Here is a 25,057-nt window from a genome sequence, read left to right as displayed (position 1 = left end):
CGACCCACCGACGGCGCCCCCCGGCCCGCCAGGCGCACCCAGCGCGCCAGACCTGGCGACGGCGCCCGCGACGCCGCGCACCCGCCCGAGACGCACGCCGGCGATCCCGGCGACGACCCCCTGCGCGACCCGGCGCTCTACTTCAATCGCGAACTGTCGCAGCTCGACTTCAACTTCCGCGTGCTGGCGCAGGCGCTGGACGAGGCCGTACCTCTGCTCGAGCGCCTGCGCTACCTGTGCATCTCCTGCACCAACCTCGACGAGTTCTTCGAGATCCGTGCCGCCACCGTCCGCCACGCACAGGACTTCGGCACGGTGCCCACGCCACCGGACGGCCTCGCACCGGTCACGGTGCTCCGGCGCATCCACGACCGCGCGGCGGAGCTGGTCGAGGCCCAGTACCGCTGCTGGAACGCGGTACTGCGCCCGGCGCTCACCGGCAGCGGCGTGCGCGTGCTGGGCCGCGCGCAGTGGACCGCGCGCCAGAGCCGCTGGCTGCGCGCCTATTTCCGCGACGAGATCATGCCGGTGCTCTCGCCGCTGGGCCTCGACCCGGCGCATCCGTTCCCGAAGATCCTCAACAAGTCGCTCAACATCGTCGTCGTGCTCAAGGGCCGCGACGCCTTCGGTCGCGTCGGCAACCTCGCGATCGTGCGTGCACCGCGCTCGTTGCCGCGCATCATCCAGCTGCCCGAGAGCATCTCCGGCGGCGAGTACGACTTCGTCTTCCTCTCGTCGGTGCTGTCGGAGTTCGTGCACGAGCTGTTTCCCGGCATGGAGGTCAAGGGCGCCTACCAGTTCCGGGTCACGCGCAACTCCGAACTGATCGTCGACGAGGAAGAGGTGGAGAACCTGGCGCTGGCGCTGCGCGACGAGCTGCAGGGACGCGGCTACCTGCGCGCGATGCGCCTGGAGATCGCCGCCGACTGCCCCAGGCCGATCGTGCGCACGCTGCTGCAGAACTTCGAGCTGCCCGAGAACGCGGTCTACCGCATCGACGGTCCGGTCAACCTCAACCGCGTGATCCAGGTCTACGACCTGGTACAGCGCCCGGACCTGAAGTTCCCGCCGTTCCAGCCGCGCGTCCCCAAGCACGGCGATGCGATCTTCGACCTGGTCGCGCAGGGCGACATGCTGCTGCACCATCCGTTCGACTCCTTCGTGCCGGTACTGGAGCTGATCAAGCAGGCGGCCGAGGATCCGAACGTGCTGGCCATCAAGCAGACCCTGTACCGGACCGGCAAGGACTCGCCCATCGTCGAGCACCTGGTGCAGGCCGCGCGCAACGGCAAGGACGTCACCGTGGTGGTGGAACTGCGCGCGCGCTTCGACGAGGAGGCCAACCTCGGCCTGGCCGACCGGCTGCAGGAGGCGGGCGTGCAGGTGGTCTACGGCGTGGTCGGCTACAAGACCCACGCCAAGATGCTGCTGGTGGTGCGCCGCGAGGGCCGCAAGCTGCGCCGCTACGCGCACCTGGGCACCGGCAACTACCATTCCGGCACCGCGCGCGTCTACACCGACATCGGCCTGCTCACCGCCGACCCGGCGATCGGCACCGACGTCCACCTGATCTTCCAGCAATTGTCGGGACTGGCGCCGGCGATCTCGCTCTCGCGCCTGCTGCAATCGCCGTTCACGCTGCACGCGGGGATCCTCGAGCGGATCGAGCGCGAAACCCGTCTTGCGCTCGATGGCCAGCCGGCGCGGATCATCGCCAAGATGAACGCACTCAACGAACCGCAGGTGATGCGCGCGCTGTACGCGGCCTCGCGCGCCGGCGTGTCGATCGACCTGATCGTGCGCGGCGCCTGCTCGCTGCGCCCGGGCGTGCCCGGGGTCTCGGAGAACATCCGCGTGCGCTCGATCATCGGCCGCTTCCTCGAGCACCATCGCGTGTACTGGTTCGGCAACGGCGGCGCGCCCGAACTGTTCTGCTCCAGCGCAGACTGGCTCGAACGCAATCTGCTGCGGCGCGTGGAAACCTGTTTCCCGGTGCTCGATCCGGAGCTCGCCGCGCGGGTCAAGGAAGAAGCGCTCGACAACTACCTGGCCGACAACCTCAACGCATGGGAACTGCACGAGGACGGGGTGTACCGCAAGCTCGTCCCGGAAGGCGATACGATGCCGCATTCGGCGCAAGCCTTCCTGCTGGCCAAGCTCTGCGGATGATCGATGCGCTCGCCCGTGCCGGTTCGCTGACCTCGCCCCTGCGCGATGGCGACATGCTGGCCGCGATCGACCTGGGGTCCAACAGCTTCCACATGGTCGTGGCCAGCTACACGCTGGGGCAGTTGCGCATCGTCGACCGGCTGCGCGAAACGGTGCGGATGGCCGAAGGCCTGGACGAGAAGGGCGGCCTGTCGCTGGATGTGCGCCAGCGCGCGCTGGCCTGCCTGGCGCGGTTCGGACAGCGCATCCGCGACATCCCGCCGCAGCGGGTACGCGCGCTCGCCACCAACACCGTGCGCCTGCTGTCGGCGCCGCAGGCGTTCCTGGTACCGGCCGAAACCGCGCTCGGGCATGGCATCGAGGTGATCTCAGGCCGCGAGGAAGCGCGCCTGATCTACCTCGGCGTCGCCCACGCTCAGCCGCCGAAGCCCGGCTGCCTGCGGCTGGTGGTCGACATCGGCGGCGGTTCCACCGAGTGCATCATCGGCCGCGGCTTCCAGGCGATCGAGCGCGAGAGCCTGCAGGTCGGCTGCATCGCCACCACCCGCCGCTTCTTCGGCAACGGCAAGCTGTCGCGCAGGAAGTGGCGCGAGGCGGTGATCGAGGTCGGCGCCGAGTTCCAGCAGTTCGCCAACGCCTATCGCGCACTGGGCTGGAACGAGGCGATCGGCGCGTCCGGCACCTGCAAGGCGATCGGCGAGATCTGCGCGGCGATGAAGCTCACCAAGGGCGCGGTGACCGCCGAGGCGCTGCCGCAGGTCCGCGACCGCCTGCTGCAGGCAGGCAGCATCGGCGCGATCGACCTGCCGGGCCTGTCCGAGGATCGCCGCCCGATCATCACCGGCGGCATCCTGGTGCTGGAAGCCGCGTTCGACGCGCTGGGGCTGGCGCGCATGGCCGTGAGCAAGGCGGCCATGCGCGAGGGCGTGCTGTACGACATGCTCGGCCGCGGCAGCGAGCACGACCCGCGCGAAGCCTCGATCCTCGCGCTGACCCAGCGCTACGGCATCGACGAGGCCCAGGCGGCGCGCGTGGAGGCCACCGCGATCCGCCTGTTCGAACAGGCCGCGCCGGCGTGGAAGCTCGATCCCGACGACCTGCTGATGCTGGCCTGGGGCGCGCGCCTGCACGAACTGGGGCTGGCGATCGCGCACAGCCAGTACCAGGTGCATGGCGCCTACGTGATCGAGCATTCCGACATCGCCGGCTTCTCCCGCCAGGAACAGCAGTTCCTCGCGGCGCTGGTGCGCACCCATCGGCGCAAGATCCCGAAGTCGGCGTTCGAGGCCCTGCCCGACCGCCTGCTCGGCGCCGCACGCAGGACCGCGGCGTTGCTGCGGATCTCGGCGCTGCTGCACCGCGCCCGGGACAGCGAGGAGATCCCGCGGCTCGACCTCGACGTGCAGGACAACCGGATGACCCTGCGCCTGGCGCGCCGTTGGCTCGAGAACCGGCCGCTGCTGCGCGCGGATCTGGAGGGCGAGCCGTCCGACATCGCGCCGCTGGGCGTGCAGCTCGCGATCAGCGTCGACTAGGGCGCCCGCCCGCAACGCGCGATCGCGGTCCTGCACGGCTGGCGCGTGGTGGCGACCGTGGGCATCCCGGCTGCAATGCGGTCGCATTGCGCAAGCGCATGCCGCGGCGCGCCGTCATCGCGCGGTCACGCCCCTGCCATCCGCACTTCATGCCCACCGCGCAGCATGTGGCGAACGCGGAGGTCCCATGCACTACGCCATCGTCACCGAAACCTACCCGCCCGAGGTCAATGGCGTGGCGCTGACGGTGCAGTCGCTGGAAGGCGGCCTGCGCGCACGCGGGCACCAGGTGTCGCTGGTGCGGCCGCGGCAGGACGCATCGATCGAGCCCGCTCCCGGCGAAACCCTGGTGCGCGGTGTCGCCCTGCCCCGCTATCCCGGCCTGCGCGCGGGCCTGCCCGCCACCGGCACCCTGGCACGCGCCTGGAGCGACTCGCGCCCGGACGCGGTGTATGTCGCCACCGAGGGCCCGCTGGGCTGGTCGGCGCTGCGCGCGGCGCGGCGGCTCCGGATCCCGGTCGCCACCGGCTTCCACACCCGCTTCGACGAATACATGCGCGATTACGCGGTGCCCTGGCTGGAACCGGTGGCGCTGCGTTGGATGCGGCACTTCCACAACCGCGCCGACGCCACCCTGGTTCCGACCCGGGAGCTGAAGGCGTTCCTGGAAGAGGCCGGATTCGAGCGCGTGCGCCTGTTGCCGCGCGCGGTCGACACGCAGTTGTTCGACCCTGCGCGGCGCGACGATGCGCTGCGCGCGGAACTGGGCGTGGGCCCTGACGCGCCGCTGCTGATCCACGTCGGCCGGATCGCCGCGGAAAAGAACCTCGGGCTCGCCGTGCGCGGGTTCCGCCGCCTGCAGGCGCGGCGTCCGGACGCCCGCTACGTCTGGGTGGGCGACGGCCCGATGCGCGAGGCGTTGCAACGCGACAACCCCGACTTCGTCTTCACCGGCATCGTCCGCGGCGAGGCGCTGGCGCGACTGTTCGCCAGCGCCGACCTGTTCGTGTTCCCGAGCCGCTCGGAGACCTTCGGCAACGTCACCCTCGAAGCGATGGCCAGCGGCATCGCCACCATCGCCTGGGACTACGGCGCCGCGCGCGAGCACCTGCGCGGCGGCGAGCACGGCGCGGCGATCGCACCCGACGATGAAGCGGCCTTCCTGTCCGCGGTGGAGCGGATCGCCAGCGGCGACGACGCGATGCCACGGATGCGCGCGATGGGCGCGGCCGCGCGCGAATCGGTACTGGGATTGTCCCCGCAGCGCGTGGCGCAGGATTTCGACGCGCTGCTGTCCGGCCTGCGCCACGAGGAACAGACGCATGTCGGCCGCGCCGCCGCCTAGCCGCTGGGCGCAGAGCGACTCGGGCTGGTGCCTGCGCGCCAACCGCGCCGGATCGTCGCGCGGCATCCGCGGCTACTTCGCCGCCGTCAGCCGGCTCGGCGACGGCGTGTTCTGGTATCTGCTGATGGGGGCGCTGGTCGCCTTCGACGGCTGGCGCGGTCTGGGCGCCAGCGCGCACCTTGCGATCACCGGCGCGGTCGCGCTGCTGCTCTACAAGCGGCTCAAGCGCTGGACCCGTCGCCCGCGCCCGTTCGCCGCCGACGTGCGCATCCGCGCCTGGGTGGCGCCGCTGGACGAATTCAGCTTCCCCTCGGGGCACACCCTGCACGCGGTGGCGTTCACCGTGGTGGCGTTGGCGCACTACCCCCTGCTGGCGTGGCTGCTGCTGCCGTTCACCGCCAGCGTGGCGGTCTCGCGCGTGGTGCTCGGCCTGCATTACCCGAGCGACGTGCTGGCCGCGACAGCGATCGGCGGCGCCCTGGCGGGGCTGTCGCTGTGGCTGGGGATGCCGCTGCTGGCGCCCTAGCGCCGAGCCCGTTCGCCGCCGCCTGCGCAGGCGCCCGGGCTGCCCCGGTCGATCGTCAGCCCAGGCGCTCCACCCGCGCGTTCACCAGCCCGGGCAGCGACTGTCCCGGCCAGTCGCGATCGTTCGCCACCTGCGCCGAGGCGCGCGAGGCGTTCAGCGCCGCGATATCGATCTCGGCGATCGCCCACTCCCCCGTACCGCGCGTGTCCGCAAGCACGCCATCGGCGGGGAAGCCCGCGTCCATCGGCGCGAACACCGCCGCCTCCCCCGTGTTGACGTCCAGCGCCGGGCTCCACGGCGCCTCGCCGGCGGTCACCGACTGCGCCACGAAGCAGCGGTTCTCCAGCGCGCGCGCCAGGCAACCCACGCGCACGCGGGTGGCGCCGGCGTCGGTATCGGTGCAACTGGGCACCAGCAGCAGGCGCGCGCCGGCCTCGCATTGCGCGCGCACCGGCAGCGGGAACTCGGCGTCGTAGCAGACCGCCACGCCCAGGCGCAGGCCCTCGAACTCGAACACCTTGAGCGCGTCGCCGCCGTCGATGACGCCGGCGCGCTTCTCGAAGCCGGTCAGCTGCAGCTTGTCCTGCCAGGCGTGCCCGCCGTTCGGCAGGAACAGGTCGCAGCGGTTGCGGTAGCGGCCACCGCCGGTGTCGAGCAGAAAGGTGCCGGCCACGACCAGCAGGCCGGTCTCGCGCGCGATCGCGGAATACAGTTCGATCCAGTCCTGGCGATGGCGCTGGATCGCCGCCAGCGATGCATGCAGGTCGGAGGACACCGCGTCGTCGAAGGTCGCCGCCAGTTCCAGCGACAGGTACTCGGGCAGCAGCGCGATGCGCACACCGTGCTCCGCGACAGCGCCGAGCAGGCGCCGCTGCCGCTCCGCGAAGGCGGCAAAGCCCGAGGGCCGGCCGATCGCGTAGCGCGCCGCCGCGAGCTTCACGCCGCCTCCAGCGGACGCATCCAGAACGTCAGTGCGTGGTCGCACTCGCCGTTGCCGAGCTCGCGCCATGCCATACGCATCGTCAGGCCGGGTTGGCGCACGTAGCCGCGCCCGGCCCAGAACGACGCGTTGCCGCGGTGGCCCTTCGGCCGCCGCGGATCGCCGGGATCGCGGTCCACCGCCGCGAACGCGGTCCAGGCGAAGCCGCCCAGGGCGCGCGCATGCGCCTCGCGACCATCGAAGAAGGCGTGGCCGATACCCCGACCGCGATACGCCGGCAGCAGCACCGACTCGCCGAAATAGAACACGTCGCCGATCTCCCGACCCTGGGCGATGAACGACGCGTGGAACGCCGGCGCGTCGTCGGCCAGCGGGATGCCGGTGGCGGCGCCGACCACGCGGGCGCCGTCGAAGGCCAGCACGAACACGCTGCGCGGCGAGGCGGCGTAGGCCGCGAGGTAGTCGCGTTCGTAGTCCGGATCGCCATCGTAGAGATACGGCCAGTCGCGGAACACGGTCATGCGCAGCGCGGCGACATCCTCGAGATGCCGCATCGCATCGGCGCCGCCCGCGATCTCGATCCTCGTGTCCTGCATGCCAGAGCCCCACGGAACTGCGGTCCATCGGCGGGCGCACCTCGCGCCTCGCCGGAAGGCTGCCGCGTGGCAGCGTGGACATGATGCACGCGTGGGCACCCGATCGCGAAACACCATGCGCCAAGCGCCCGGCGTCGGCGCGGCGCCGGGCGCGGCGCGGTCAGGGCGCCCGCGGCGTCCCGCCGGGCGAAAGCTGGTACCAGTCGACCTTGCGCGTCACCATCATGATCGCGGCCAGGATCAGGAACAGCAGCCCGGCGCCGAGCACCAGCGCGTTGTCCTCCGACACCAGCAGGCCGTAGAGCGCGGCGTACAGCGTCGCCAGGGTCATCGCGAAGCCGGCACCGCGCGCGCGGCTGCGCAGCACGTGCGAGAGGTAGAAGCCGAGCAGGCCGATGCAGGCCACGCTCGCGACCAGGTAGGCCCAGCCGAACGCGACGTGCTCGGACAGGCTCACCAGCAGCAGGAAGAAGATCGCCAGCGCCAGCCCGGCCAGACCGTACTGGATCGGGTGGATACGCAGCTGCTTGATCAGCTCGAACATGAAGAAGCCGACGAAGGTCAGCAGCACGAACAGGATGCCGTACTTGCTGGCGCGGTCGGCCTGGGCGTAGCCGTCGACCGGTTCCACCAGAGACAGCCCGATCGCGTCGAGGCCGTCGCCGACGCCCTGCTCGCCGAGCGCCGCGGGCGCGAGCCGCGCGCCGCCGCGATACTGCGCCTGGGCATTGGTGGCCAGCGACGAGACTTCCCACGCCGCCTTGAACCCGTCCGCGCCGATGCTGCGCCCGACCGGCAGGAACGCGCCGTTGAACAGCGGATGCGGCCAGGCCGACGACAGCGCGACCCGGTTGCGCTCGGCCAACGGCGCGACGGCGAGCGCCTCCGCCCCCGCCAGTTCGAACTCCAGCCGCGTCGCCAGCGCGAGCCGCGTGCCCGCGACCGGCACGGGCAGTTGCACGTGCACGCCCGGCTGGTCGCGGTGGCCCTGGCCCTGCAGCAGCGGCGTGTCAATGCCGTCGAGCTGCAGCCGGGCGGCGCCACGCAGGCCGCGGACGTCGGCGATGCCGTAGCCCAGTCGCGGCTGTCCGATCCTGCGCGGCAGCGCGGGGTCGAGGTCGCGCGGGATGCGGATGTCGAACGACGCCGACAACTGCCCGGCCAGCGTGTACATCCGCACCTCGTGCAGGCCCAGCCGCCGCGTGTACGGCGCCAGCGTACCGTCGAGTTCCAGCGATTCGGGGAAGAACAGCCACTCGCCGCTCTCGCCGTCGCGCCGCACCGTGCGCACCACCTCGCCATTGGCGTTCTTCTCCTCGACCTCGATGGTTTCGGTCCAGGGCACCACCAGCACCGGGCCGGCGATGCCCTGCGCCGCGGCCTCGCTGCGGGCGATGCTGCGCACCGCCTCCTGCCGGTGGGCCTGGCGGTCGTGGATCACGCCTCGGATCAGCATCAGCGGGACAAGGATCGCCAGGGTCATGCCCAGCACCATCAGTATCTTCAGCCACAGCCGCATCGCACGCACTCCGGGTTCGGGTCGGTGGACGGCAGGTTGCGCGATGCATGCGGGGAGACGATGGGTGAAGGGTGAAGTGGGGGTGAAGCGGCGCGAGGGTGGTGCACGGCGTGCGCGCGCGGGCGCGTGCGGGCGAATGGACCGCTGGCGCGCAGCGGCGGGTGTCCGGCTGGAGCAGATCCCTCCCTGCGGTCGGGATGACAGCGAAGGCGCGGGATCGGGAATCGGGACTCGGTACCGGCACCGGCATCGGGGAAAGCGGGGTGCCTGGCCCGGGACGCTGCTGGACGGCGCGTGACGCGCTCAGGCCGCCGGCAGGCGCACGGTCGCCACCGCGCCGCCTTCTGGAAGGTTGCCCAGGTCAGCCTCGCCACCGTGCAGCGCCGCGACCTCGCGCACGAAACTCAGGCCCAGGCCGCTGCTGCGGGCCCGGGTGCGCGGGCGCGGCAGCGAGTAGAAGCGTTCGAACACGCGCTCGAGCGCGTAGTCGGGCACGCCCGGGCCGGCATCGGCGACTTCCAGGCGCACGCCGCCACCGTCCGCGGTGGCCGAGAGCACGACGGCGGCGCCTTCGGGCGAGAAGTCGATCGCGTTGTCGAGCAGGTTGCCGAGCATCTGCCGCAGCAGGAAGCGGTCGCCGCGCAACGCCGGCAGCGCGGCGTCCGCGCGCATGTCGATGCGCACTCCGGCCTCGGAGGCGCGCATGCCTGCATCCGCGACCGCGTCGGCCAGCAGTGCAGACAGTTCGATCGTTTCCGGCTGTTCGATCCGCTGGCGGTGTTCCACCGCCGCGAGTGCCAGCAGGGCGTCGATGGTGCGGGTCAGCCGCTCGCCCTGCTCGCGGATGGTGCCGGCGAAGCGGATGTGGTCGGCTTCCGGCAGCGGCTGCTCGAGCAGTTCCGCCGCGCCGCGGATCGCGGTCAGCGGCGACTTGAGTTCGTGGGTGAGGCCGTGGACGTAGTTCTCAACGTACTGCTTGCCCTCGAGGCGGTCGCGCATCGTCTCGAGCGCCAGGCCGAGGTCGCGGAATTCGCCCGCCGAGCGTGGCGGCGTGGCGCGCTCGCCCTCGGTGACCGCGCGCGCGTAGCGCTGCAGGCCGCCGAGCTGGCGCGAGAGCCACCAGGCCGCGGCAAGGCCGATCGCCAGCGCCGCGCCCAGCAGCACCAGCCCCCAGCGCCGGACGATGCGTTCGCTGCGCTGGATGAAGGGTTCGATCGTGCGGTTCGGCTTGGACACGGTGAGCACGCCGATGATCTCGCCGCCATCGGCACCGACGCCGTCGCGGATCGGCGCGGCCACGTACATCACCGACGAGGAATCGTCGTCGGGGTCGCTTCGGGTCGAACGCGCGCCGTACCGGCCGCGCAGGGTCCGGTGGACATCGTTCCAGCGCGAGTTGTCGCGACCCAGGTCGAGCCCGGCGGAGTCGTACACGACGATGCCGCGGGCATCGGTGACCGTGATGCGATAGCTCACGCCCTGCTTCTCGAAGTCCCAGATCCGGGCGCCGATGTCGCGGTGCTCCAGGTTCGCGATGCGCGCCGCGAACGCGCCGTCGGCGATGCGCCCGGCCAGCATGTCGTCGCTCGCCAGTTCCGCCAGGACGTTGGCGGTGTCGGCCAGGGTGTCCTCCATCGCCTGGCGAACGCCTGGCTTCACTTCCTGCACGAACACGCGCATCAGCAGGATCCCGGCGAGCGCGACGATCACGAAGTAGCCGAGCAGGATGCGCAGGCCGATCTTCATGGCGGTTCAACCGGCCTCGAGCGAGTAGCCGAGCCCGCGATGGGTGCGGATCGGATCGGCGTCGGGCGCGATCGCATGCAGCTTCGCGCGCAAGGTCTTGACGTGGGTGTCGATGGTGCGGTCGCCGGTGTCGAGCGCCTCGCCCCAGACGCGGTCCATCAGCTGGGCCCGGCTCAGCACCGCGCCCGGGCGCGCCAGCAGCGCGGCCAGCAGGCCGTACTCGTAGCGGGTCAGCGTCAGCAACTGGCCGCGGTAGCGGATGCGCAGGCCTTCGCTGTCGTGCTCGAACCCGGCGGCCAGCGCGCGAGGGGCTTCCTCGCCGGCGGCCCGGCCGCGCCGCAGCACCGCGCGCACGCGCGCCACCAGCTCGCGCGGCGAGAACGGCTTGGGCACGTAGTCGTCGGCCCCGAGTTCGAACCCGAGCACACGGTCGGCCTCGTCCTGGCGCGCGGTCAGGAAGATCACGGGCAGGTCCCGCGCCTCGCGCAGCCTGCGGCACAGCGCGAACCCGCCCAGGTCCGGCAGCCCGACGTCGAGGATCGCCAGATCGAAGTATGTCGCAGCCGCCGCCCGCAGCGCGTCGCCGGCGGTCAGGCAGTGCGTCGCCTCGTGGCCGTCCTCGCGCAGCGCGTAGAGCACGGTCGCGGCGATCGCGGTTTCGTCTTCGACGAGGAGGATGTGGGGCATGGGGTGGAGCCGGGAATGGGGAATGGGGAATGGGGATTGGGAGTCGGAAGGTTGGGGACCGGACGCGGGATCGAGCCGCGGAAGGGACCGGACACGCCGCGGTGCGCCGCGTCCGCGAAAGCGTAAAGGTTTGTCATCCCGAGCGCAGCGAGGGATCTGCGTGGCGACGCGACGGCAGCAGCCGCCAGATCACTCGCTGCGCTCGGGATGACAACCGGGCCCCCAGGCGCCATGCTCGTCGCCCGGTACGCAGCCGCAGGCTGTTCCGCCAGCCTTCTCCGATTCCCCATCCCGGATCCCTATTCCCGGATCCCGATTCCCCCTTCCCGATTACCCATTCCCCACCCAATGAACTACCGCCACGCCTTCCACGCAGGCAATCACGCCGACGTGTTCAAGCACGCCGTGCTGCTCGCGCTGTGCGACGCGCTGGTGGCAAAGCCCTCGGCGTGCTTCGCGCTCGATACCCATGCCGGCCGCGGCCTGTACCTGCTCGACAGCGTCGAGGCCAGGCGCACCGGCGAGGCCGGCGACGGCGTCGAGGCGCTGCTGCGGCGTCGCGAGACCGAGCCGCTGTCGCGCTATCGCGGCGCCATCCTCGCCTGCCGCGCCCGCCACGGGGACACCGCCTATCCCGGCTCGCCCTGGCTGCTCGCCCACGCGCTGCGCGAACACGACCGCATCGCCTGTTGCGAACTGCAGCCCGAGGAAGCCGCCGCGCTCAAGCGCCAGTTCGCCGGCGATCCACGCATCGGCGTGCACCAGCGCGACGGCTATGCCGCGATGGCCGCCCTGCTGCCGCCGAAGGCGGCCGATACGCGCATTGGCCGCGGCCTGGTGCTGATCGATCCCCCCTACGAGGCGCAGCGCGCGGAGTTCGACCCGGTGCTCGCCGCCCTGCGCGCCGGCCTGCTGCGCTGGCCGCAGGGCATGTTCGCGCTGTGGTATCCGGTCAAGCAGCGCGCGACCGTGCAGCCGTTCCTGCGCCGTGCCGCGCACCTGCCGGCGAAATCGGTGCTGTGCGTGGAGCTGATGGTGCGGCCCGAGGAATCGGCGCTGCGCATGAACGGCAGCGGCCTGCTGCTGTGCAATCCGCCCTGGCGGTTCGAGGACACCCTGGCCACGCTGTTGCCGGCACTGTCCCGCGCGCTCGCGCCCGCCGGCGGCTCGCACCGCCTGCAGTGGTTGCGGCAGGCGGACGGCTGAAGCCACCCGCCGACGGAGTCATGCCGCGTCGCGGGGGCGATGGCGGGCGCGCCACGCTAAAATGACGGGATTCGCACGCTGGCAATTCCTGTTGCCGGCGCCGTCGCGCTTTTCCGGATTGCCGATCGATGCCCCCAGAACGTCCCACCGCTCCGCCGCTGCCGCGGCCCGGCCAGCCGCGCGCCTGGTGGCGCATGCCCGCCAGCCGCAGCGCGCTGGCCTGGCATGCCGCGCGCGCGGCGCGGGCGCGCACCGCACCGCTGCTGCTGATCGCACGCGACAACCACGCCGCCCACCAGCTGGAAACCGACCTGCGCACCCTGGTCGGCGGCGACGACGGCCTGCCCGTGGTGGTATTCCCCGACTGGGAAACGCTGCCCTGGGACCGTTTCAGCCCGCACCCGGACATCGTCTCCCAGCGCCTGGCCACGTTGCTGCGACTGCCGTCGCTGAAGCAGCCGGCGATCGTGATCGTCCCGGTGCAAACCCTGCTGCAGCGGCTACCGCCGTTGCGGCACGTGGTCGGCAGCGCGTTCGACGTGCGCGTCGGGCAGAAGCTTGACCTCGACGCGGAGAAGCGCCGGCTCGAGGGCGCGGGCTACCGCAACGTGCCGCAGGTGTTCGACCCAGGCGACTTCGCGGTGCGCGGCGGCCTGCTGGACGTCTACCCGATGGGCGCCGACCAGCCCTATCGCGTCGAGCTGTTCGACGACAGCATCGAATCGATCCGCGCCTTCGATCCGGAAACCCAGCGTTCGCTCGACCGGGTCGAGGCCGTGCGCATGCTGCCCGGCCGCGAGATCCCGACCGACGACGACGCCCTATCCGCTGCGCTCGACGCTCTGCGCGCGCGCTTCGACATCGACACCCGCCGCAGCGGCCTGGTGCAGGACCTCAAGGCCGGGATCGTGCCGGCCGGGATCGAGTACTACCTGCCGCTGTTCTTCGCCACGACCGCGACCCTGTTCGACTACCTCGCCCCCGATGCGCTGCCGATGGTCGATGAAGGCGCGCTGGAAGCGGCCGAGCATTTCTGCAAACAGGCCGCGGACCGCTACGAGCAGCTGCGCCACGACATCGAACGCCCGATCCTGCCGCCGGACGAGCTGTGGCTGACGCCCGACGCCCTGCGCGAGCGACTCAACGCCGGCGAGCGCATCGAGCTGTGCAACGCCGCGCACCCGCGCCACGCGCAGGCCAGCACGCTCGGCGACCAGCCCGCGCCGGTGCTGCCGCTGTCCGCGCGCGACAGCGAGCCGGGGGCCGCGCTCGGTTCGTTCCTGTCCAGCTACGGCGGGCGGACGCTGATCGCCGCGGATTCGGCCGGTCGCCGCGAGGCGCTGCTGGAGCTGCTGGATGCGGCGGGACTCGAGCCTGCGGTGCTGCCCGATTTCGCGGCGTTCCTCCGCGACCACGGCCAATCCCGTGTAGGCGGGGGCGACGCCCGCTTCGCGATCGCGGTCGCGCCACTCGACGATGGTTTCGCCCTCGACCACGACGCCTCCGGCCACGGGCCGGTCGCGATCCTCACCGAACGCCAGCTGTTCCCCGAGCGCGCCGCGCAGCCACGCCGGCGCAGGCGCGCGGGCCGCGAGCCCGAGGCGATCATCCGCGACCTGGGCGAGCTCAGCGAAGGCGCGCCGATCGTGCACGAGGATCACGGCGTGGGCCGCTATCGCGGCCTGGTCACGCTCGAGGCCGGCGGCCAGGCCGGCGAGTACCTCGACATCGAATACGCCAAGGGCGACCGCCTGTACGTGCCGGTGGCGCAGCTGCACCTGGTCAGCCGCTACTCCGGCGCGTCGGCGGAGACCGCACCGCTGCATTCGCTCGGCGGCGAGCAATGGGCCAAGGCCAAGCGCAAGGCGCAGGAGAAGGTCCGCGACGTGGCCGCCGAGCTGCTGGAGATCCAGGCCCGGCGCATGGCGCGCGCCGGCCTTGCGCTGCCGATCGACCGCGCGATGTACGAACCCTTCGCCGCGGCGTTCCCGTTCGAGGAGACGCCCGACCAGCACGCCGCGATCGAGGCGGTGATCCGCGACCTCGGCTCCAGCCAGCCGATGGACCGCGTGGTCTGCGGCGACGTCGGCTTCGGCAAGACCGAGGTCGCCGTGCGCGCGGCATTCGTGGCCGCGGCCGCGGGCCGGCAGGTGGCCGTGCTGGTGCCCACCACCCTGCTGGCCGAGCAGCACTACCGCAACTTCCGCGACCGCTTCGCCGACTGGCCGTTGCGCGTCGAGGTACTGTCGCGCTTCAAGAGCACGAAGGAGATCAAGGCCGAGATCGGCAAGATCGCCGACGGCACGCTCGACGTCATCGTCGGCACCCACCGGCTGCTGCAGAAGGACGTGAAGTTCAAGGACCTCGGCCTGGTCATCGTCGACGAGGAGCAGCGCTTCGGCGTGCGCCAGAAGGAAGCGCTCAAGGCGCTGCGCGCGAACGTGCACCTGCTCACGCTCACCGCCACCCCGATCCCGCGCACGCTCAACATGGCCATGGCCGGGCTGCGTGACCTGTCGATCATCGCCACCCCGCCCGCGCACCGGCTGGCGGTACAGACCTTCGTCCACGCCTGGGACGACGCGATGCTGCGCGAAGCGTTCCAGCGCGAACTCGCGCGCGGCGGCCAGGTGTATTTCCTGCACAACGACGTCGAGAGCATCGGTCGCATGCAGCGCCAGCTCTCGGAACTGGTGCCCGACGCGCGCATCGGCATCGCCCATGGCCAGATGCCCGAACGCGAGCTGGAGAAGGTGATGCTCGATTTCCACAAGCAGCGCTTCAACGTGCTGCTGTGCTCGACGATCATCGAATCGGGCATCGACATCCCCAACGCCAACACCATCATCATCAACCGCGCCGACAAATTCGGCCTGGCGCAGCTGCACCAGTTGCGCGGGCGCGTCGGCCGCTCGCACCACCGCGCCTATGCCTACCTGGTGGTGCCCGACCGGCGTTCGATCACCTCCGATGCGCAGAAGCGGCTGGACGCGATCGCCTCGATGGACGAGCTGGGCGCCGGCTTCACCCTGGCCACCCACGACCTGGAGATCCGCGGTGCCGGCGAACTGCTCGGCGAGGACCAGAGCGGACAGATGGCCGAGGTCGGCTTCAGCCTCTACACCGAACTGCTCGAGCGCGCGGTGCGCTCGATCCGCCAGGGCAAGCTGCCCGACATGGACGAGCCGCTGCATCGCGGCGCCGATGTGGAACTGCACCTGCCGTCGCTGATCCCGGACGACTACCTGCCCGACGTGCACACGCGCCTGACGCTGTACAAGCGCATCAGTTCAGCGCGCGACGGCGCTGAGCTGCGCGAACTGCAGGTCGAGATGATCGACCGCTTCGGCCTGCTGCCGGATGCTGCGAAGCACCTGTTCGCGATCGCCGAACTGCGGCTGCAGGCGACCGCGCTCGGCATCCGCAAGCTCGACCTCGGCCCCGGCGGCGGGCGCCTGCAGTTCCTCGACAAGCCGGCGGTCGATCCGATGGCGGTGATCCGGCTGATCCAGGGGCAGCCGAAGCACTACCGCATGGACGGCCCGGACAAGCTGCGCATCGCCCTGGACCTGGCCGATGCCGACACCCGGCTGAAGGCCGCCCGCGGGCTGCTGATCGCGCTCGCGCCGCAGGCCGGGAACGCGTAGCGCCGCCGGCACGCGACGCTCACGTCCGACTCACCGCGCGGTCACCCGCGCGGCGCTAGGGTCGAAGGCCCGCACGGAGCCACGCCCATGCCCTACGAGCGCATCGACGACCTGCCCGATACGGTCCGCGACAACGTGCCGAAGCACGCGCAGGAGATCTACAAGGAAGCCTTCAACAGCGCCTGGGACCAGTACAGGGATCCGGACGACCGCCGCGGCGACGCCAGCCGCGAGGAGACCGCGCACCGCGTGGCCTGGGCCGCGGTGAAGGAAAAGTACGACAAGGGCGACGACGGCAAATGGCACGCGAAGAAGTAGCGCCTCGCCCGGCGCGGGTGCCGGGAGCGACCGGCCAAGCGCCGGCGCTGCGCGCGGACCGCATGTCGCCGGCATGTGCGACCCGGTGGACGGCGCAGGCGCCAACGTCCGGGCAGCGTCGGACCGATCGACAGGATGCTCACCGCACCAGCCAAGCCACGGGTGCGATCGCATTCGACCGCGATGGCTTCGCGGCATAATCGCGCGATGACCAGACGCCTCCTACCGCTGCTGACGTTCGCCTGCCTGCTGGGAGCCTGCGCCGGAACGGCGCCGCGCGCCGCCGTGGACGGCGTCACCTTCGTCGTCGTCCGCCACGCCGAGAAGGCCGCCGGTGCCGATCGCGATCCGGAGCTGAATCCGGCCGGTCTGGCGCGCGCCAGCGAGCTCGCGCGTCGGCTCGCGCGCGAACCGCTCGTCGCGGTCTACGCCACCGGCTACCGGCGCACGCAGCAGACCGTCGCGCCGAGCGCCGCCGCTTTCGGCCTCGCGCCGAAGCTCTATGCGGCGGACATGTCGGCGGACGCGTTCGCCGCGCAGCTGCGCGCCACGCATCCGTGGGGCACGGTGCTCGTCGCCGGCCACAGCAACACGACGCCGGACATCGTCGCCGCGCTCTGCGCCTGCGCTGCCGAACCGATGCCCGAATCCGAGTACGACCGGATCAGCACCATCCGCATCGCCGACGACGGCCGCCCTGCGCTCCACGTGACGCGTTACGGTTCGCCGGCGCACGCGCCATGAGCGCCGCTTTCGGCGACTGGGACGGCAGCATCGCCGACGCGCGACGCGTCCAGGAGGCGCTGGCTCGCCAGGTCGTCCTGCGCGACGACTTCCCGGACCCGCCGCGATGGATCGGCGGATTCGACGTCGGCTTCGAGGAAGGCGGCACGCTCACCCGCGCCGCCGCGGTGCTGCTGGATGCGCGCGACCTGCAGCCGGTCGCGTGCGAGGTCGTGCGCGTGCCGACGAGCATGCCCTACGTGCCCGGCCTGCTCAGCTTCCGCGAGCTGCCGGCGCTGCTGCAGGCGCTGGCGCGACTGCCGCGGCGGCCCGACCTCGCCTTCGTCGATGGCCATGGCATCGCCCATCCGCGCAGGCTCGGGATCGCCGCGCATTTCGGCGTGGCCACCGGCCTGCCCAGCATCGGCGTGGCGAAGAAGATCCTGGTCGGCACCTCGAGCACCACGCTGCACGACATGCGCGGCGCCTTCACGCCATTGCGCCATGGCGGCGAACAGATCGGCTGGTTGCTGCGCAGCAAGGTGCGCTGCAACCCGCTGGTGGTTTCGCCCGGGCACCGCGTGTCGATGGCGGGCGCGCCTGGGCTGGTGATGCGCTACGCCACCCGCTACCGCCTGCCCGAACCCACCCGGCTCGCCGATCGCCTGGCCTCGCGCCGCGGCGCGGTGGGTACCGCCGGCGGCACGCTGCCCGGCGGCGGCGATTGAGGCAGCCGGTTCGCGGAACGATCCGTTTCCCGGAACGTTCCGCGCGTCACCGGCAGGGCGTGCGATCCTGCCTGCACGTCCGCTGGAAGAGCCTGCATGACCACGATCATCGCCCCGCGCGAACACGACATCGGCAACATGATGGTGCGCCGGGCCGTGCCGACGATCCAGGCGCGCAGCGTCGGCCCGTTCGTGTTCGTCGACCACATGGGACCGGCCCTGTTCGAACCCGGCGTCGGCATCGACGTCCGCCCGCATCCGCATATCGGCCTGGCCACCGTGACCTTCCTCTGGGCGGGCACGATCCGGCATCGCGACACGCTCGGATCGCGCCAGGACATCAGTCCCGGCGACGTGAACTGGATGACCGCCGGTCGCGGCATCGCCCACTCCGAGCGTTCCCCGGAGGAACTGCGCGGGGGCGGACAGGCACTGCACGGCATGCAGACCTGGGTCGCGCTGCCGAAGCCGCACGAGGAGACCGCACCCGCATTCCACCACCACGCCGCCGCGACCCTGCCGCGGATCGAGCATCGGGGCGCGACCCTGCGCGTCATCGCCGGCCGCGCCTATGGCGAGGAGTCGCCGGTGGGCGTCTTCAGCGACACCCTCAACGTGGCGATCGACCTCGCCGCGGACGAGGAAACGAAGATCGACGCCAGCCACGCCGAGCGCGCGGTCTACGTGCTCGAGGGCGACGCGCAACTGGACGGCAGCGACATCCCCGCGCGCCATCTGGTGCTGCCCGATCCCGGCTCCCCGGCGGTGCTGCGGGCCAAGACCCCGCTCAAGGCGCTGTTGTTCGGTGGCGAGCCCCTGGATGCGCCACGGCACCTGTGGTGGAACTTCGTGTCCTCGTCGAAGGAACGCATCGAGCAGGCCAAACGCGACTGGCAGGACGGCCGATTCGGCGGGATCGCGGACGAAACCGAATCCATCCCGCTGCCCGAAAGATGACGGGGATCAAATTTTTGTGCGTTGCATCATGAGCCGTGACGTGGCAATGTCGGGAAGACCTTCCCGCCGGGATCCCCGATGAACACGAAGCACCGGCTTGCCATCGCGGCCCTGCTGTTGCCGCTGCCTGCCCTGGCCCAGTCCGTCGGCAACTGTCCCGAACTGCCGGCGGCCGGTGGCCTGGGCTGGGAGGCCACCCAGGGCGACGACTTCCTCTTCTGCAAGGCCGTGCGCGAAGACGGGACCCAGGTGTTCTCGGTCATGCTGCGGGCCGAGTCCCCCTTCCGCGAACGTTTCTCGCTGCGCGAGGAAAAGGGCACGATCGATGGCCACGACGTGCGCTGGTATCGCGGCGTGCTCGCGCTGCAGGATGCGATCGTGCGCGAAACGCTGATCGAGCTCGACGACGACCTGACCGCGCACATCATGCTCCGGGTGGAGACCGAGCAGCAGCTGGCCGAGAGCCTGAAGCTGGCCGAGGGGCTGCGGTTCCACGACAGCCGGATCGGCAGCAACTAGCCGCCCGCGCCAGGCGGGGTGGTCGCGCCACCCGGTCCTCTCCCCGGCCATCGTCCCGGCTCGCCGGCCGCAAGCGTTGCAGCGGGCGCGGCCCGCCGGCCGGCGGAACTCAATCGCCGCCGACGGCGATCGCCCGGAAACGCAGGCCCTCGGCGAGGCGCCGGTTCTGCGCGAGCAGGTCTTCGGAGTCCGCGCGCACGACGATGTGCGCGGTGTTCCTGCGGCCCAGCTCGACGCGCGTCTCGCGCACGAGGACGTTCTGCCGGGTCGCCACCTCACCGCGGTACCAGCGTACGTCGTGGCCGTCGATCTCGGCGCTCTCCTCGCGCAGCTCGCGTGTGGGCCGGAACGCCGACTGGCCGCCGAGCATCACCGCGAACGCCTGGCTGCCGTCCGACGCGCGGATGGCCTTGCAGAACACGAAGTCGGGCCCGTTGACCACGTCCCACCCGAGATCGGTGCCGGGCGGCAGTTCGGGACAGTTTTCGGTGGCGGATTGCGCGAGCGCGTGGCCGGACCAGAGCAGGCCGGCCAGCAACAGGATCATCGGTTTCATCTGAAGTCGCTCCATGTAGCGAAGGGACCACGAGGTCACAGTCCTGCATGGGGGAAGTGCTGCACCGCAACAACTCCGTGGGTAATTCATCGTCCTGCAAGGGGGGATGAATTCCGTTTCGTGGGCACTATACCGAATCGACGCGAATGTCCAACGCATCGCTTCTGCTGCATCGCCGCATGGAACGCGCGTATCGCGATGTGCCACATTGTCCCGCCCCCTGTCTCGACGCGCGCCAGCGGTCGATGCTCTGGCCTTGTGTCGAGGCAGGACCACTCCACCAACGGGAACCCACATCATGATCAGGAAGCTCTCCGCAGAATTCGTCGGCACGTTCTGGCTGGTCCTGGGAGGCTGCGGCAGCGCCGTGCTCGCGGCCAGTTTCGGCGGCGACGGCAATCCGCTGGGGATCGGCTTGCTCGGCGTGTCGCTGGCGTTCGGCCTCACCGTGCTGACCGGCGCCTACGCGCTCGGCCACATTTCCGGCGGTCATTTCAATCCCGCGGTCAGCTTCGGGCTATGGGCCGGTGGCCGCTTCCCGGTGCGAGACCTGCTTCCCTACATCGCGGCGCAGACGCTGGGCGCGGTGGCGGCGGCCTTCATCCTGTTCCAGATCGCCAGCGGCGCGCCGGGGTTCGCGATCGACGGCGGCAGCGCCGGCGCGTTCGCGACCAACGGCTATGGCGAACTGTCGCCCGGCGGCTACTCGATGGCGGCGGCGTTCCTGTGCGAAGTGGTGCTGACCGCGTTCTTCCTGGTCGTGATCATGGGCGCCACCCACGCGCGTGCGCCGGTGGGGTTCGCGCCGATCGCGATCGGCCTGGCCCTGACCCTGATCCACCTGATCAGCATCCCGGTCACCAACACCTCGGTGAATCCGGCGCGTTCCACCGGGGTCGCGCTACTGGTAGGCGGCGCGCAGGTTTCGCAACTGTGGCTGTTCTGGCTGGCGCCTATCCTCGGTGGCCTGCTCGGCGGCACCTTCTACAAGTGGCTGGGCCACGACCGCCCGGACATCGTCGGCAACGGCTGAGCGCGTCCCGCGGCCACGAGCGCGACGGCCGGGCAGCACCCGGCCGTCCTCGCGCAACTGCGCGGTAGTTCGCTCAGAACCGTCCTTCCTGGAAATCGACGAACGCCTGCATCAGCTCCTGGCGGGTGTTCATCACGAACGGTCCGTGGCGCGCGACAGGCTCGCGCAGCGGGCGACCGGCAACCACGATCAACCGCGCTCCGGCCTCGCCGCCGCGCAGCTTGAGCGCGTCGCCGCCGCCGAGCACCGCCATCTCCTGCGCCGCGAGCGCGCGCGCATCGTCGCCGTCGCCGAGCGAGGCTTCGCCCTCGAACGCATACGCGAACGCGTTGTGGCCCGGCGGCAGCGTGTACACCCATTCGACGCCCGGCGCGAGTTCGACGTCGAGATACACCGGATCGGTCGCCGGCTGCGAAATGGGGCCACGCACGGGCTCGCCATCGGCGTCCTGCACCGCGCCGGCGATGAGCTTCACCCGCACGCCCTCGGCCGGCGTCACCGCCGGCAACTGCGCAGGCGGGAATTCCTGGTAGCGCGGCGCGGTCATCTTGTCCTTCGCCGGCAGGTTCACCCACAGCTGGAAGCCGCGCATGCGGCCGTGTTCCTGCTCGGGCATCTCCGAGTGCACCAGGCCGCGGCCGGCGGTCATCCACTGCACGCTGCCGGGCACCAGCAGGCCCTCGTTGCCGTGGTTGTCCTTGTGGCGCATGCGGCCGTCGAGCATGTAGGTGACGGTCTCGAAGCCGCGGTGCGGATGGCTGGGGAAGCCGGCGAGATAGTCCTCGGGCCGGTCGGTGCCGAACTCGTCGAGCAGCAGGAACGGATCGAGATCGGGCAGTTCGCCGCCGCCGATGACGCGGGTCAGGCGCACGCCGGCGCCGTCGGACGCGGGCGTGCCGCGCACCTTGCGGGCGACGCGTGCGTAACGGATGGGATCGATCGCGCTCATGGGGCTTGCCTCCACTGGACTGCCCGGCAATATGCGCCCGGTTTCCGGCACGATAACCGCCATCGACGCAACGGTACTTGCCAGATTTGCGCGGTCCGCGCCTCAGCCGAGCCTGCGCCGAAGTTCCCAGGTGCGGTGGATGCGCGGGTTGCGGGCGAAATCGGGCGGGATGGTCGCGGCGCTGATGTCCTCGACCCGGGCGAAGGCGGCCAGCGCGTCCACATCGAGCCGGAAGCGGCGGAAATTGTTCGAGAAATAGAGCACGCCATCCGGCGCCAGGCGCGAGACCGCCAGCTGCAGCAGCTCCACGTGCGAACGCTGCACGTCGAAGTCGTCGGCGCGCGCGGAGTTGGAGAACGTCGGCGGATCGCAGAACACCAGGTCGTACTCGCCACGATCGGCGCGCAGCCAGGCCATCGCGTCGGCCTGGGCGATGCGGTGCCGGGTGCCGCCGATCGCGTTCTCACGCAGGTTGTCGGCCAGCCATTCGAGGTAGGTCGCCGACAGGTCGACGCTGGTGGTCTGCGCCGCGCCGCCGACGGCCGCCTGTACCGTCGCCGCGCCGGTGTAGCAGAACAGGTTGAGGAAACGCCGCTCGCGCGCCTGCTGCGCGATGCGCAGGCGCAGCGGGCGATGGTCGAGGAACAGGCCGGTGTCCAGGTAGTCGAACAGGTTCACCCGCAGCCTGGCCGCGCCCTCGCGCACGGTCATGAACTCGCCGCGATGGGCGAAGTGGCCGTACTTGCTGCCGCCCCTGCCCTTGGCACGGGTCTTCACCGCGATGCGCTCGCGCGGGACCTCGAGCGCCTCCGAGGCGCCCGCGAGCAGCTCGCCGAAGCGCTTGCGCGCGACCGCCTCCGGGATGTCGGCAGGCGCGGCGTATTCCTGCACGTGCAGCCAGCGCTGGCCCGAGACGACGTCGGCATAGACGTCGATCGCGGCGGAGTATTCGGGGATGTCGGCATCGTAGGCGCGGAAGCAGTCGACGCCCTCGCGCTCGCGCCACGCACGCGAGGCCTTCAGTGTCTTGCGCAGGCGGTTGGCGACCATGCCGGCGCCTTCCGACAGCACCCGCGGCGCGGCGTCCGCCCGCGCCGCCGGAAGGATCGGGTCGCAGACCACCAACATGCACTCCAGCGCGCCGTTGAACACCTGGTAGGTCTTCTTCGCGCGCAGGCCGGTGGCGAAGGCAAGCTCGCGGTCGCCGCACAGCAGGCTCGCGCACCATTGCGGCGCCGCGCGCCTGAGCGCGTCGCCGAGCGCACGGTACAGCGCGGGGTCGGCGGCCAGTCGCGCGTCGTAGGGGGGATTGCAGACGACGAGCCCAGGCGTCGGCGGGATGGATTCTCCTGACGCGGCCGCGCCCGGCGACGCGTCCGCGACCGGACCCGACGCCGGGTCGCCCGCATCCGCGCCGGAGTGCGCGCCCCGGCTTGCCGCGTCCAGCTGCGCGATGGAACGCAGGTGCCAGCGCACCGCATCGCGAAGGCCCGCGGCCGTGGCGTTCTCGCGCGCGGCGCGGATCGCCTCCGGGTCGATGTCGCTGCCATCGAAGACCGGGCGCAGCGCAGCCCGGCCGACGCGCTCGCGCGCCAGCCCATCCTCGACCAGCGTTTCCCATGCCGCGACGTCGAAACCACGCCAGCGGCTCGGCGCGCGCCCGCCGTGGCGCAGCAACCCCGGCGCGACGTCGGCCGCCATCAGCGCGCCCTCGATCAGCAACGTCCCGCTGCCGCACATCGGATCCAGCAACGCGCCACCATCGGCGTACAGCGCCGGCCAGCCGCCGCGCAGCAGCACCGCCGCGGCGAGGTTCTCCTTCAGCGGCGCTTCGCCCTGGGCGCGTCGCCAGCCGCGGCGGTGCAACGGCCCGCCGCCGAGATCGACCGACACGATCGCGCGGCCCTTGCGCACCACCAGGTTCAGGCGCAGGTCCGGCGCTTCGAGATCGACGTCGGGGCGCGCGCCGGAGCTGTCGCGCAGGCAATCCACCACCGCGTCCTTGACCCGCTGCGCCGCGTAGCGTGCATGGGTGACCTCGCTCCCGGAGACGTGGGCGTCCACGGCCAGCGTCATCGTGGCATCGAGGTGCTCGTGCCAGGGCAGCTCGCGCGCACCGGCGTACAGCGCATGTTCGTCCGCGCAGGCGTAGTCCGCCAGCGGCCACAGCACGCGGCTGGCCAGGCGCGACCACAGCACCGCGCGTTGCGCGTCGAGCAGGGTGCCTTCGGCGTGGGCGCCGGCGATCGCCGCGGTCGCGCGCGTGCAGCCGAGCGCAACGAGTTCATCGACCAGCAGGTACTCCAGGCCCTTGGCGCAGCTGGCGAAGAACTTCATGCGCGCAGGCTCTCGAGCAGCCGCGCAAAGGCCTGCGCCGAGGCTTCGACGTGGTTGGCCAGGCGATGCTCATCGTCCACCAGCAGCAGGGTGGCGCTGCGCGCCTGCGCCCAGTCGACCACGGCAGGAGCGGGAATCAGCTCGTCATGCCAGCCATGCACGATCGACACCGGAACGTTCGCCGCCTGCAGCGGCGGCGCCGAACCCATCCGGGTCGGTGGCGCCAACAGGAACAGGGCCTCGACCGGCACGCGCAGCGAGACCTGGCCCGAGATCCATGCACCGAGGCTGGACCCGGCCAGCACCAGCGGGCCGCGCTGGACGGCTCCGACCGCGCATGCGAAAAGGCGCTCGACGCGCGCGTAGACGTCGCCGAGTTCGCTCACGCCCTGCTTCGCATCCAGGTCGGTGTAATCGGGCCGCTCATGGGTCCAGCCCAGGCGTTCGGCGACCTCTGCCAGCGCCGTCACCTTGATCGCATCCGGCCCGCTCTCGAAGCCGTGCGAGAGGATGCAGTGTCCCCGTGCGCTCACGCGCCCACCCACTCCACCGCATCGCCTACGCGCAATTCGCCGCCTTCCAGCACCCGCGCGCACAGCCCCCCCATGCCGCGCAGGGCGTTGTAGCCGCCGGCGCCGAGCGCCGCTTCCATCCGCGAGCACGGATCGCACGCGACCGTGCCTTCCAGCAGTACGTCGCCGATCCGGAACCGGTTGCCCTTCAGGGCGACCAGCGGAATCCCGGACACGACGAGGTTGCGGCGCAGGGTCGCGGGCGCGACGTCGGCATGCCCGGCGAACGCGGCGATCGCCGGCAGGTGCTCGGCCTGGATCAGGGTGACGCCGCGCTTGCCGCTGCCGCCGTTGTAGCGATCGCCGGCGAGTCCGCCACCGGTAGCGGCCTTAGCCGAATCGACCTCGCGCATCGGGACATCCCGAGCCGGTCGCAGGCCGATCCACTGCACCCTGCCCGCACGCGGGAACCGGGTCATGAGGCGATGCAGGTCGGTCCCGGGCGGCGG

22 protein-coding genes are annotated in these 25,057 nt (G+C 71.4%); 12 read left to right on the top strand and 10 right to left on the bottom strand.

Annotated elements, in window-relative coordinates; genetic code table 11:
- Positions 1 to 120: 120 nt before the first annotated feature.
- From ppk1 to JMO03_RS20515, 4 genes are all read left to right on the top strand, one after another.
- On the top strand, positions 121 to 2,169 hold the full coding sequence (gene ppk1 / locus JMO03_RS20530) for a polyphosphate kinase 1 (protein WP_202845697.1): 2,049 nt from the start codon (positions 121 to 123) through the stop codon (positions 2,167 to 2,169).
- The gene (gene ppx, locus JMO03_RS20525) at positions 2,166 to 3,704 is read left to right on the top strand and encodes an exopolyphosphatase (protein WP_202845630.1); all 1,539 of its coding nucleotides are present in this window, start codon (positions 2,166 to 2,168) and stop codon (positions 3,702 to 3,704) included. Before ppk1 ends, ppx begins: the two co-directional genes overlap by 4 nt.
- Positions 3,705 to 3,891: 187 nt before the next feature.
- Positions 3,892 to 5,049, top strand: coding sequence for a glycosyltransferase family 4 protein (locus JMO03_RS20520; RefSeq protein WP_202845629.1), 1,158 nt, complete (start codon positions 3,892 to 3,894; stop codon positions 5,047 to 5,049).
- Entirely contained in the window at positions 5,027 to 5,575 is a 549-nt protein-coding gene (locus tag JMO03_RS20515) for a phosphatase PAP2 family protein (RefSeq protein ID WP_202845628.1), read from the top strand. The genes JMO03_RS20520 and JMO03_RS20515 overlap by 23 nt, the downstream gene beginning before the upstream one ends.
- A gap of 55 nt (positions 5,576 to 5,630) precedes the next feature.
- On the opposite strand, the gene JMO03_RS20510 is transcribed toward JMO03_RS20515, so the two are convergent.
- From JMO03_RS20510 to creB, 5 genes are all read right to left on the bottom strand, one after another.
- Entirely contained in the window at positions 5,631 to 6,515 is an 885-nt protein-coding gene (locus JMO03_RS20510; RefSeq protein WP_202845627.1) for a nitrilase-related carbon-nitrogen hydrolase, read from the bottom strand.
- Positions 6,512 to 7,111 (bottom strand): GNAT family N-acetyltransferase, encoded by a 600-nt coding sequence (locus JMO03_RS20505; protein WP_202845626.1) that lies wholly within the window; start codon positions 7,109 to 7,111, stop codon positions 6,512 to 6,514. Before JMO03_RS20505 ends, JMO03_RS20510 begins: the two co-directional genes overlap by 4 nt.
- A gap of 160 nt (positions 7,112 to 7,271) precedes the next feature.
- On the bottom strand, positions 7,272 to 8,639 hold the full coding sequence (gene creD, locus JMO03_RS20500) for a cell envelope integrity protein CreD (RefSeq protein WP_202845625.1): 1,368 nt from the start codon (positions 8,637 to 8,639) through the stop codon (positions 7,272 to 7,274).
- Positions 8,640 to 8,933: 294 nt separating this feature from the next.
- Positions 8,934 to 10,376, bottom strand: coding sequence for a two-component system sensor histidine kinase CreC (creC, locus tag JMO03_RS20495; RefSeq protein ID WP_202845624.1), 1,443 nt, complete (start codon positions 10,374 to 10,376; stop codon positions 8,934 to 8,936).
- A 6-nt stretch (positions 10,377 to 10,382) separates the two neighbouring features.
- Positions 10,383 to 11,063 carry a two-component system response regulator CreB gene (gene creB, locus JMO03_RS20490; protein ID WP_202845623.1) on the bottom strand — a complete coding sequence of 227 codons (681 nt, stop codon included), beginning with the start codon at positions 11,061 to 11,063 and terminating at the stop codon, positions 10,383 to 10,385.
- A gap of 348 nt (positions 11,064 to 11,411) precedes the next feature.
- Between creB and JMO03_RS20485 the strand changes: the two genes are divergently transcribed.
- The 7 genes from JMO03_RS20485 to JMO03_RS20455 all read left to right on the top strand — a co-directional run bounded on the left by JMO03_RS20485 (position 11,412) and on the right by JMO03_RS20455 (position 19,161).
- Positions 11,412 to 12,269: a 23S rRNA (adenine(2030)-N(6))-methyltransferase RlmJ gene (locus tag JMO03_RS20485; RefSeq protein WP_202845622.1), complete on the top strand. Its 858-nt coding sequence runs from the start codon at positions 11,412 to 11,414 to the stop codon at positions 12,267 to 12,269.
- Between the two features lie 128 nt (positions 12,270 to 12,397).
- Positions 12,398 to 15,916 carry a transcription-repair coupling factor gene (gene mfd / locus JMO03_RS20480; RefSeq protein ID WP_202845621.1) on the top strand — a complete coding sequence of 1,173 codons (3,519 nt, stop codon included), beginning with the start codon at positions 12,398 to 12,400 and terminating at the stop codon, positions 15,914 to 15,916.
- 87 nt (positions 15,917 to 16,003) lie between these two features.
- On the top strand, positions 16,004 to 16,234 hold the full coding sequence (chaB, locus tag JMO03_RS20475) for a putative cation transport regulator ChaB (RefSeq protein WP_202845620.1): 231 nt from the start codon (positions 16,004 to 16,006) through the stop codon (positions 16,232 to 16,234).
- Positions 16,235 to 16,369: 135 nt separating this feature from the next.
- A complete protein-coding gene (locus tag JMO03_RS20470) occupies positions 16,370 to 16,978 on the top strand; it encodes a SixA phosphatase family protein (RefSeq protein ID WP_202845619.1) in 609 nt (202 codons plus the stop codon).
- Positions 16,975 to 17,685, top strand: a complete 711-nt coding sequence (gene nfi / locus JMO03_RS20465; RefSeq protein ID WP_202845618.1) for a deoxyribonuclease V — start codon at positions 16,975 to 16,977, stop codon at positions 17,683 to 17,685. Before JMO03_RS20470 ends, nfi begins: the two co-directional genes overlap by 4 nt.
- Before the next feature lie 96 nt (positions 17,686 to 17,781).
- A complete protein-coding gene (locus JMO03_RS20460; RefSeq protein WP_202845617.1) occupies positions 17,782 to 18,642 on the top strand; it encodes a pirin family protein in 861 nt (286 codons plus the stop codon).
- Positions 18,643 to 18,720: 78 nt separating this feature from the next.
- Positions 18,721 to 19,161: a hypothetical protein gene (locus JMO03_RS20455; protein WP_202845616.1), complete on the top strand. Its 441-nt coding sequence runs from the start codon at positions 18,721 to 18,723 to the stop codon at positions 19,159 to 19,161.
- Between the two features lie 109 nt (positions 19,162 to 19,270).
- Here JMO03_RS20455 and JMO03_RS20450 read toward each other — a convergent pair whose 3' ends face one another.
- Positions 19,271 to 19,717, bottom strand: a complete 447-nt coding sequence (locus JMO03_RS20450; protein WP_202845615.1) for a hypothetical protein — start codon at positions 19,715 to 19,717, stop codon at positions 19,271 to 19,273.
- 298 nt (positions 19,718 to 20,015) lie between these two features.
- On the opposite strand from JMO03_RS20450, the gene aqpZ reads away from it, so the two are divergent.
- On the top strand, positions 20,016 to 20,750 hold the full coding sequence (gene aqpZ / locus JMO03_RS20445; RefSeq protein ID WP_202845614.1) for an aquaporin Z: 735 nt from the start codon (positions 20,016 to 20,018) through the stop codon (positions 20,748 to 20,750).
- 73 nt (positions 20,751 to 20,823) lie between these two features.
- Here aqpZ and JMO03_RS20440 read toward each other — a convergent pair whose 3' ends face one another.
- The 4 genes from JMO03_RS20440 to JMO03_RS20425 form a co-directional block, all read right to left on the bottom strand.
- Complete coding sequence (locus JMO03_RS20440) at positions 20,824 to 21,699, bottom strand: pirin family protein (RefSeq protein ID WP_202845613.1); 876 nt, start codon at positions 21,697 to 21,699, stop codon at positions 20,824 to 20,826.
- A gap of 102 nt (positions 21,700 to 21,801) precedes the next feature.
- Entirely contained in the window at positions 21,802 to 24,036 is a 2,235-nt protein-coding gene (rlmKL, locus tag JMO03_RS20435) for a bifunctional 23S rRNA (guanine(2069)-N(7))-methyltransferase RlmK/23S rRNA (guanine(2445)-N(2))-methyltransferase RlmL (protein ID WP_202845612.1), read from the bottom strand.
- The gene (locus JMO03_RS20430; protein ID WP_202845611.1) at positions 24,033 to 24,569 is read right to left on the bottom strand and encodes an alpha/beta hydrolase; all 537 of its coding nucleotides are present in this window, start codon (positions 24,567 to 24,569) and stop codon (positions 24,033 to 24,035) included. Before JMO03_RS20430 ends, rlmKL begins: the two co-directional genes overlap by 4 nt.
- Positions 24,566 to 25,027, bottom strand: a complete 462-nt coding sequence (locus tag JMO03_RS20425) for an MOSC domain-containing protein (protein ID WP_425491876.1) — start codon at positions 25,025 to 25,027, stop codon at positions 24,566 to 24,568. The genes JMO03_RS20430 and JMO03_RS20425 overlap by 4 nt, the downstream gene beginning before the upstream one ends.
- Between the last annotated feature and the right edge of the window lie 30 nt (positions 25,028 to 25,057).

Origin of the sequence: Luteimonas saliphila, from assembly GCF_016774335.1 — a bacterium.
Taxonomy (GTDB): domain Bacteria; phylum Pseudomonadota; class Gammaproteobacteria; order Xanthomonadales; family Xanthomonadaceae; genus Luteimonas; species Luteimonas saliphila.
Note: the sequence above shows the minus strand (reverse complement) of the source record. Positions and strands in the feature narration are given on the sequence as shown.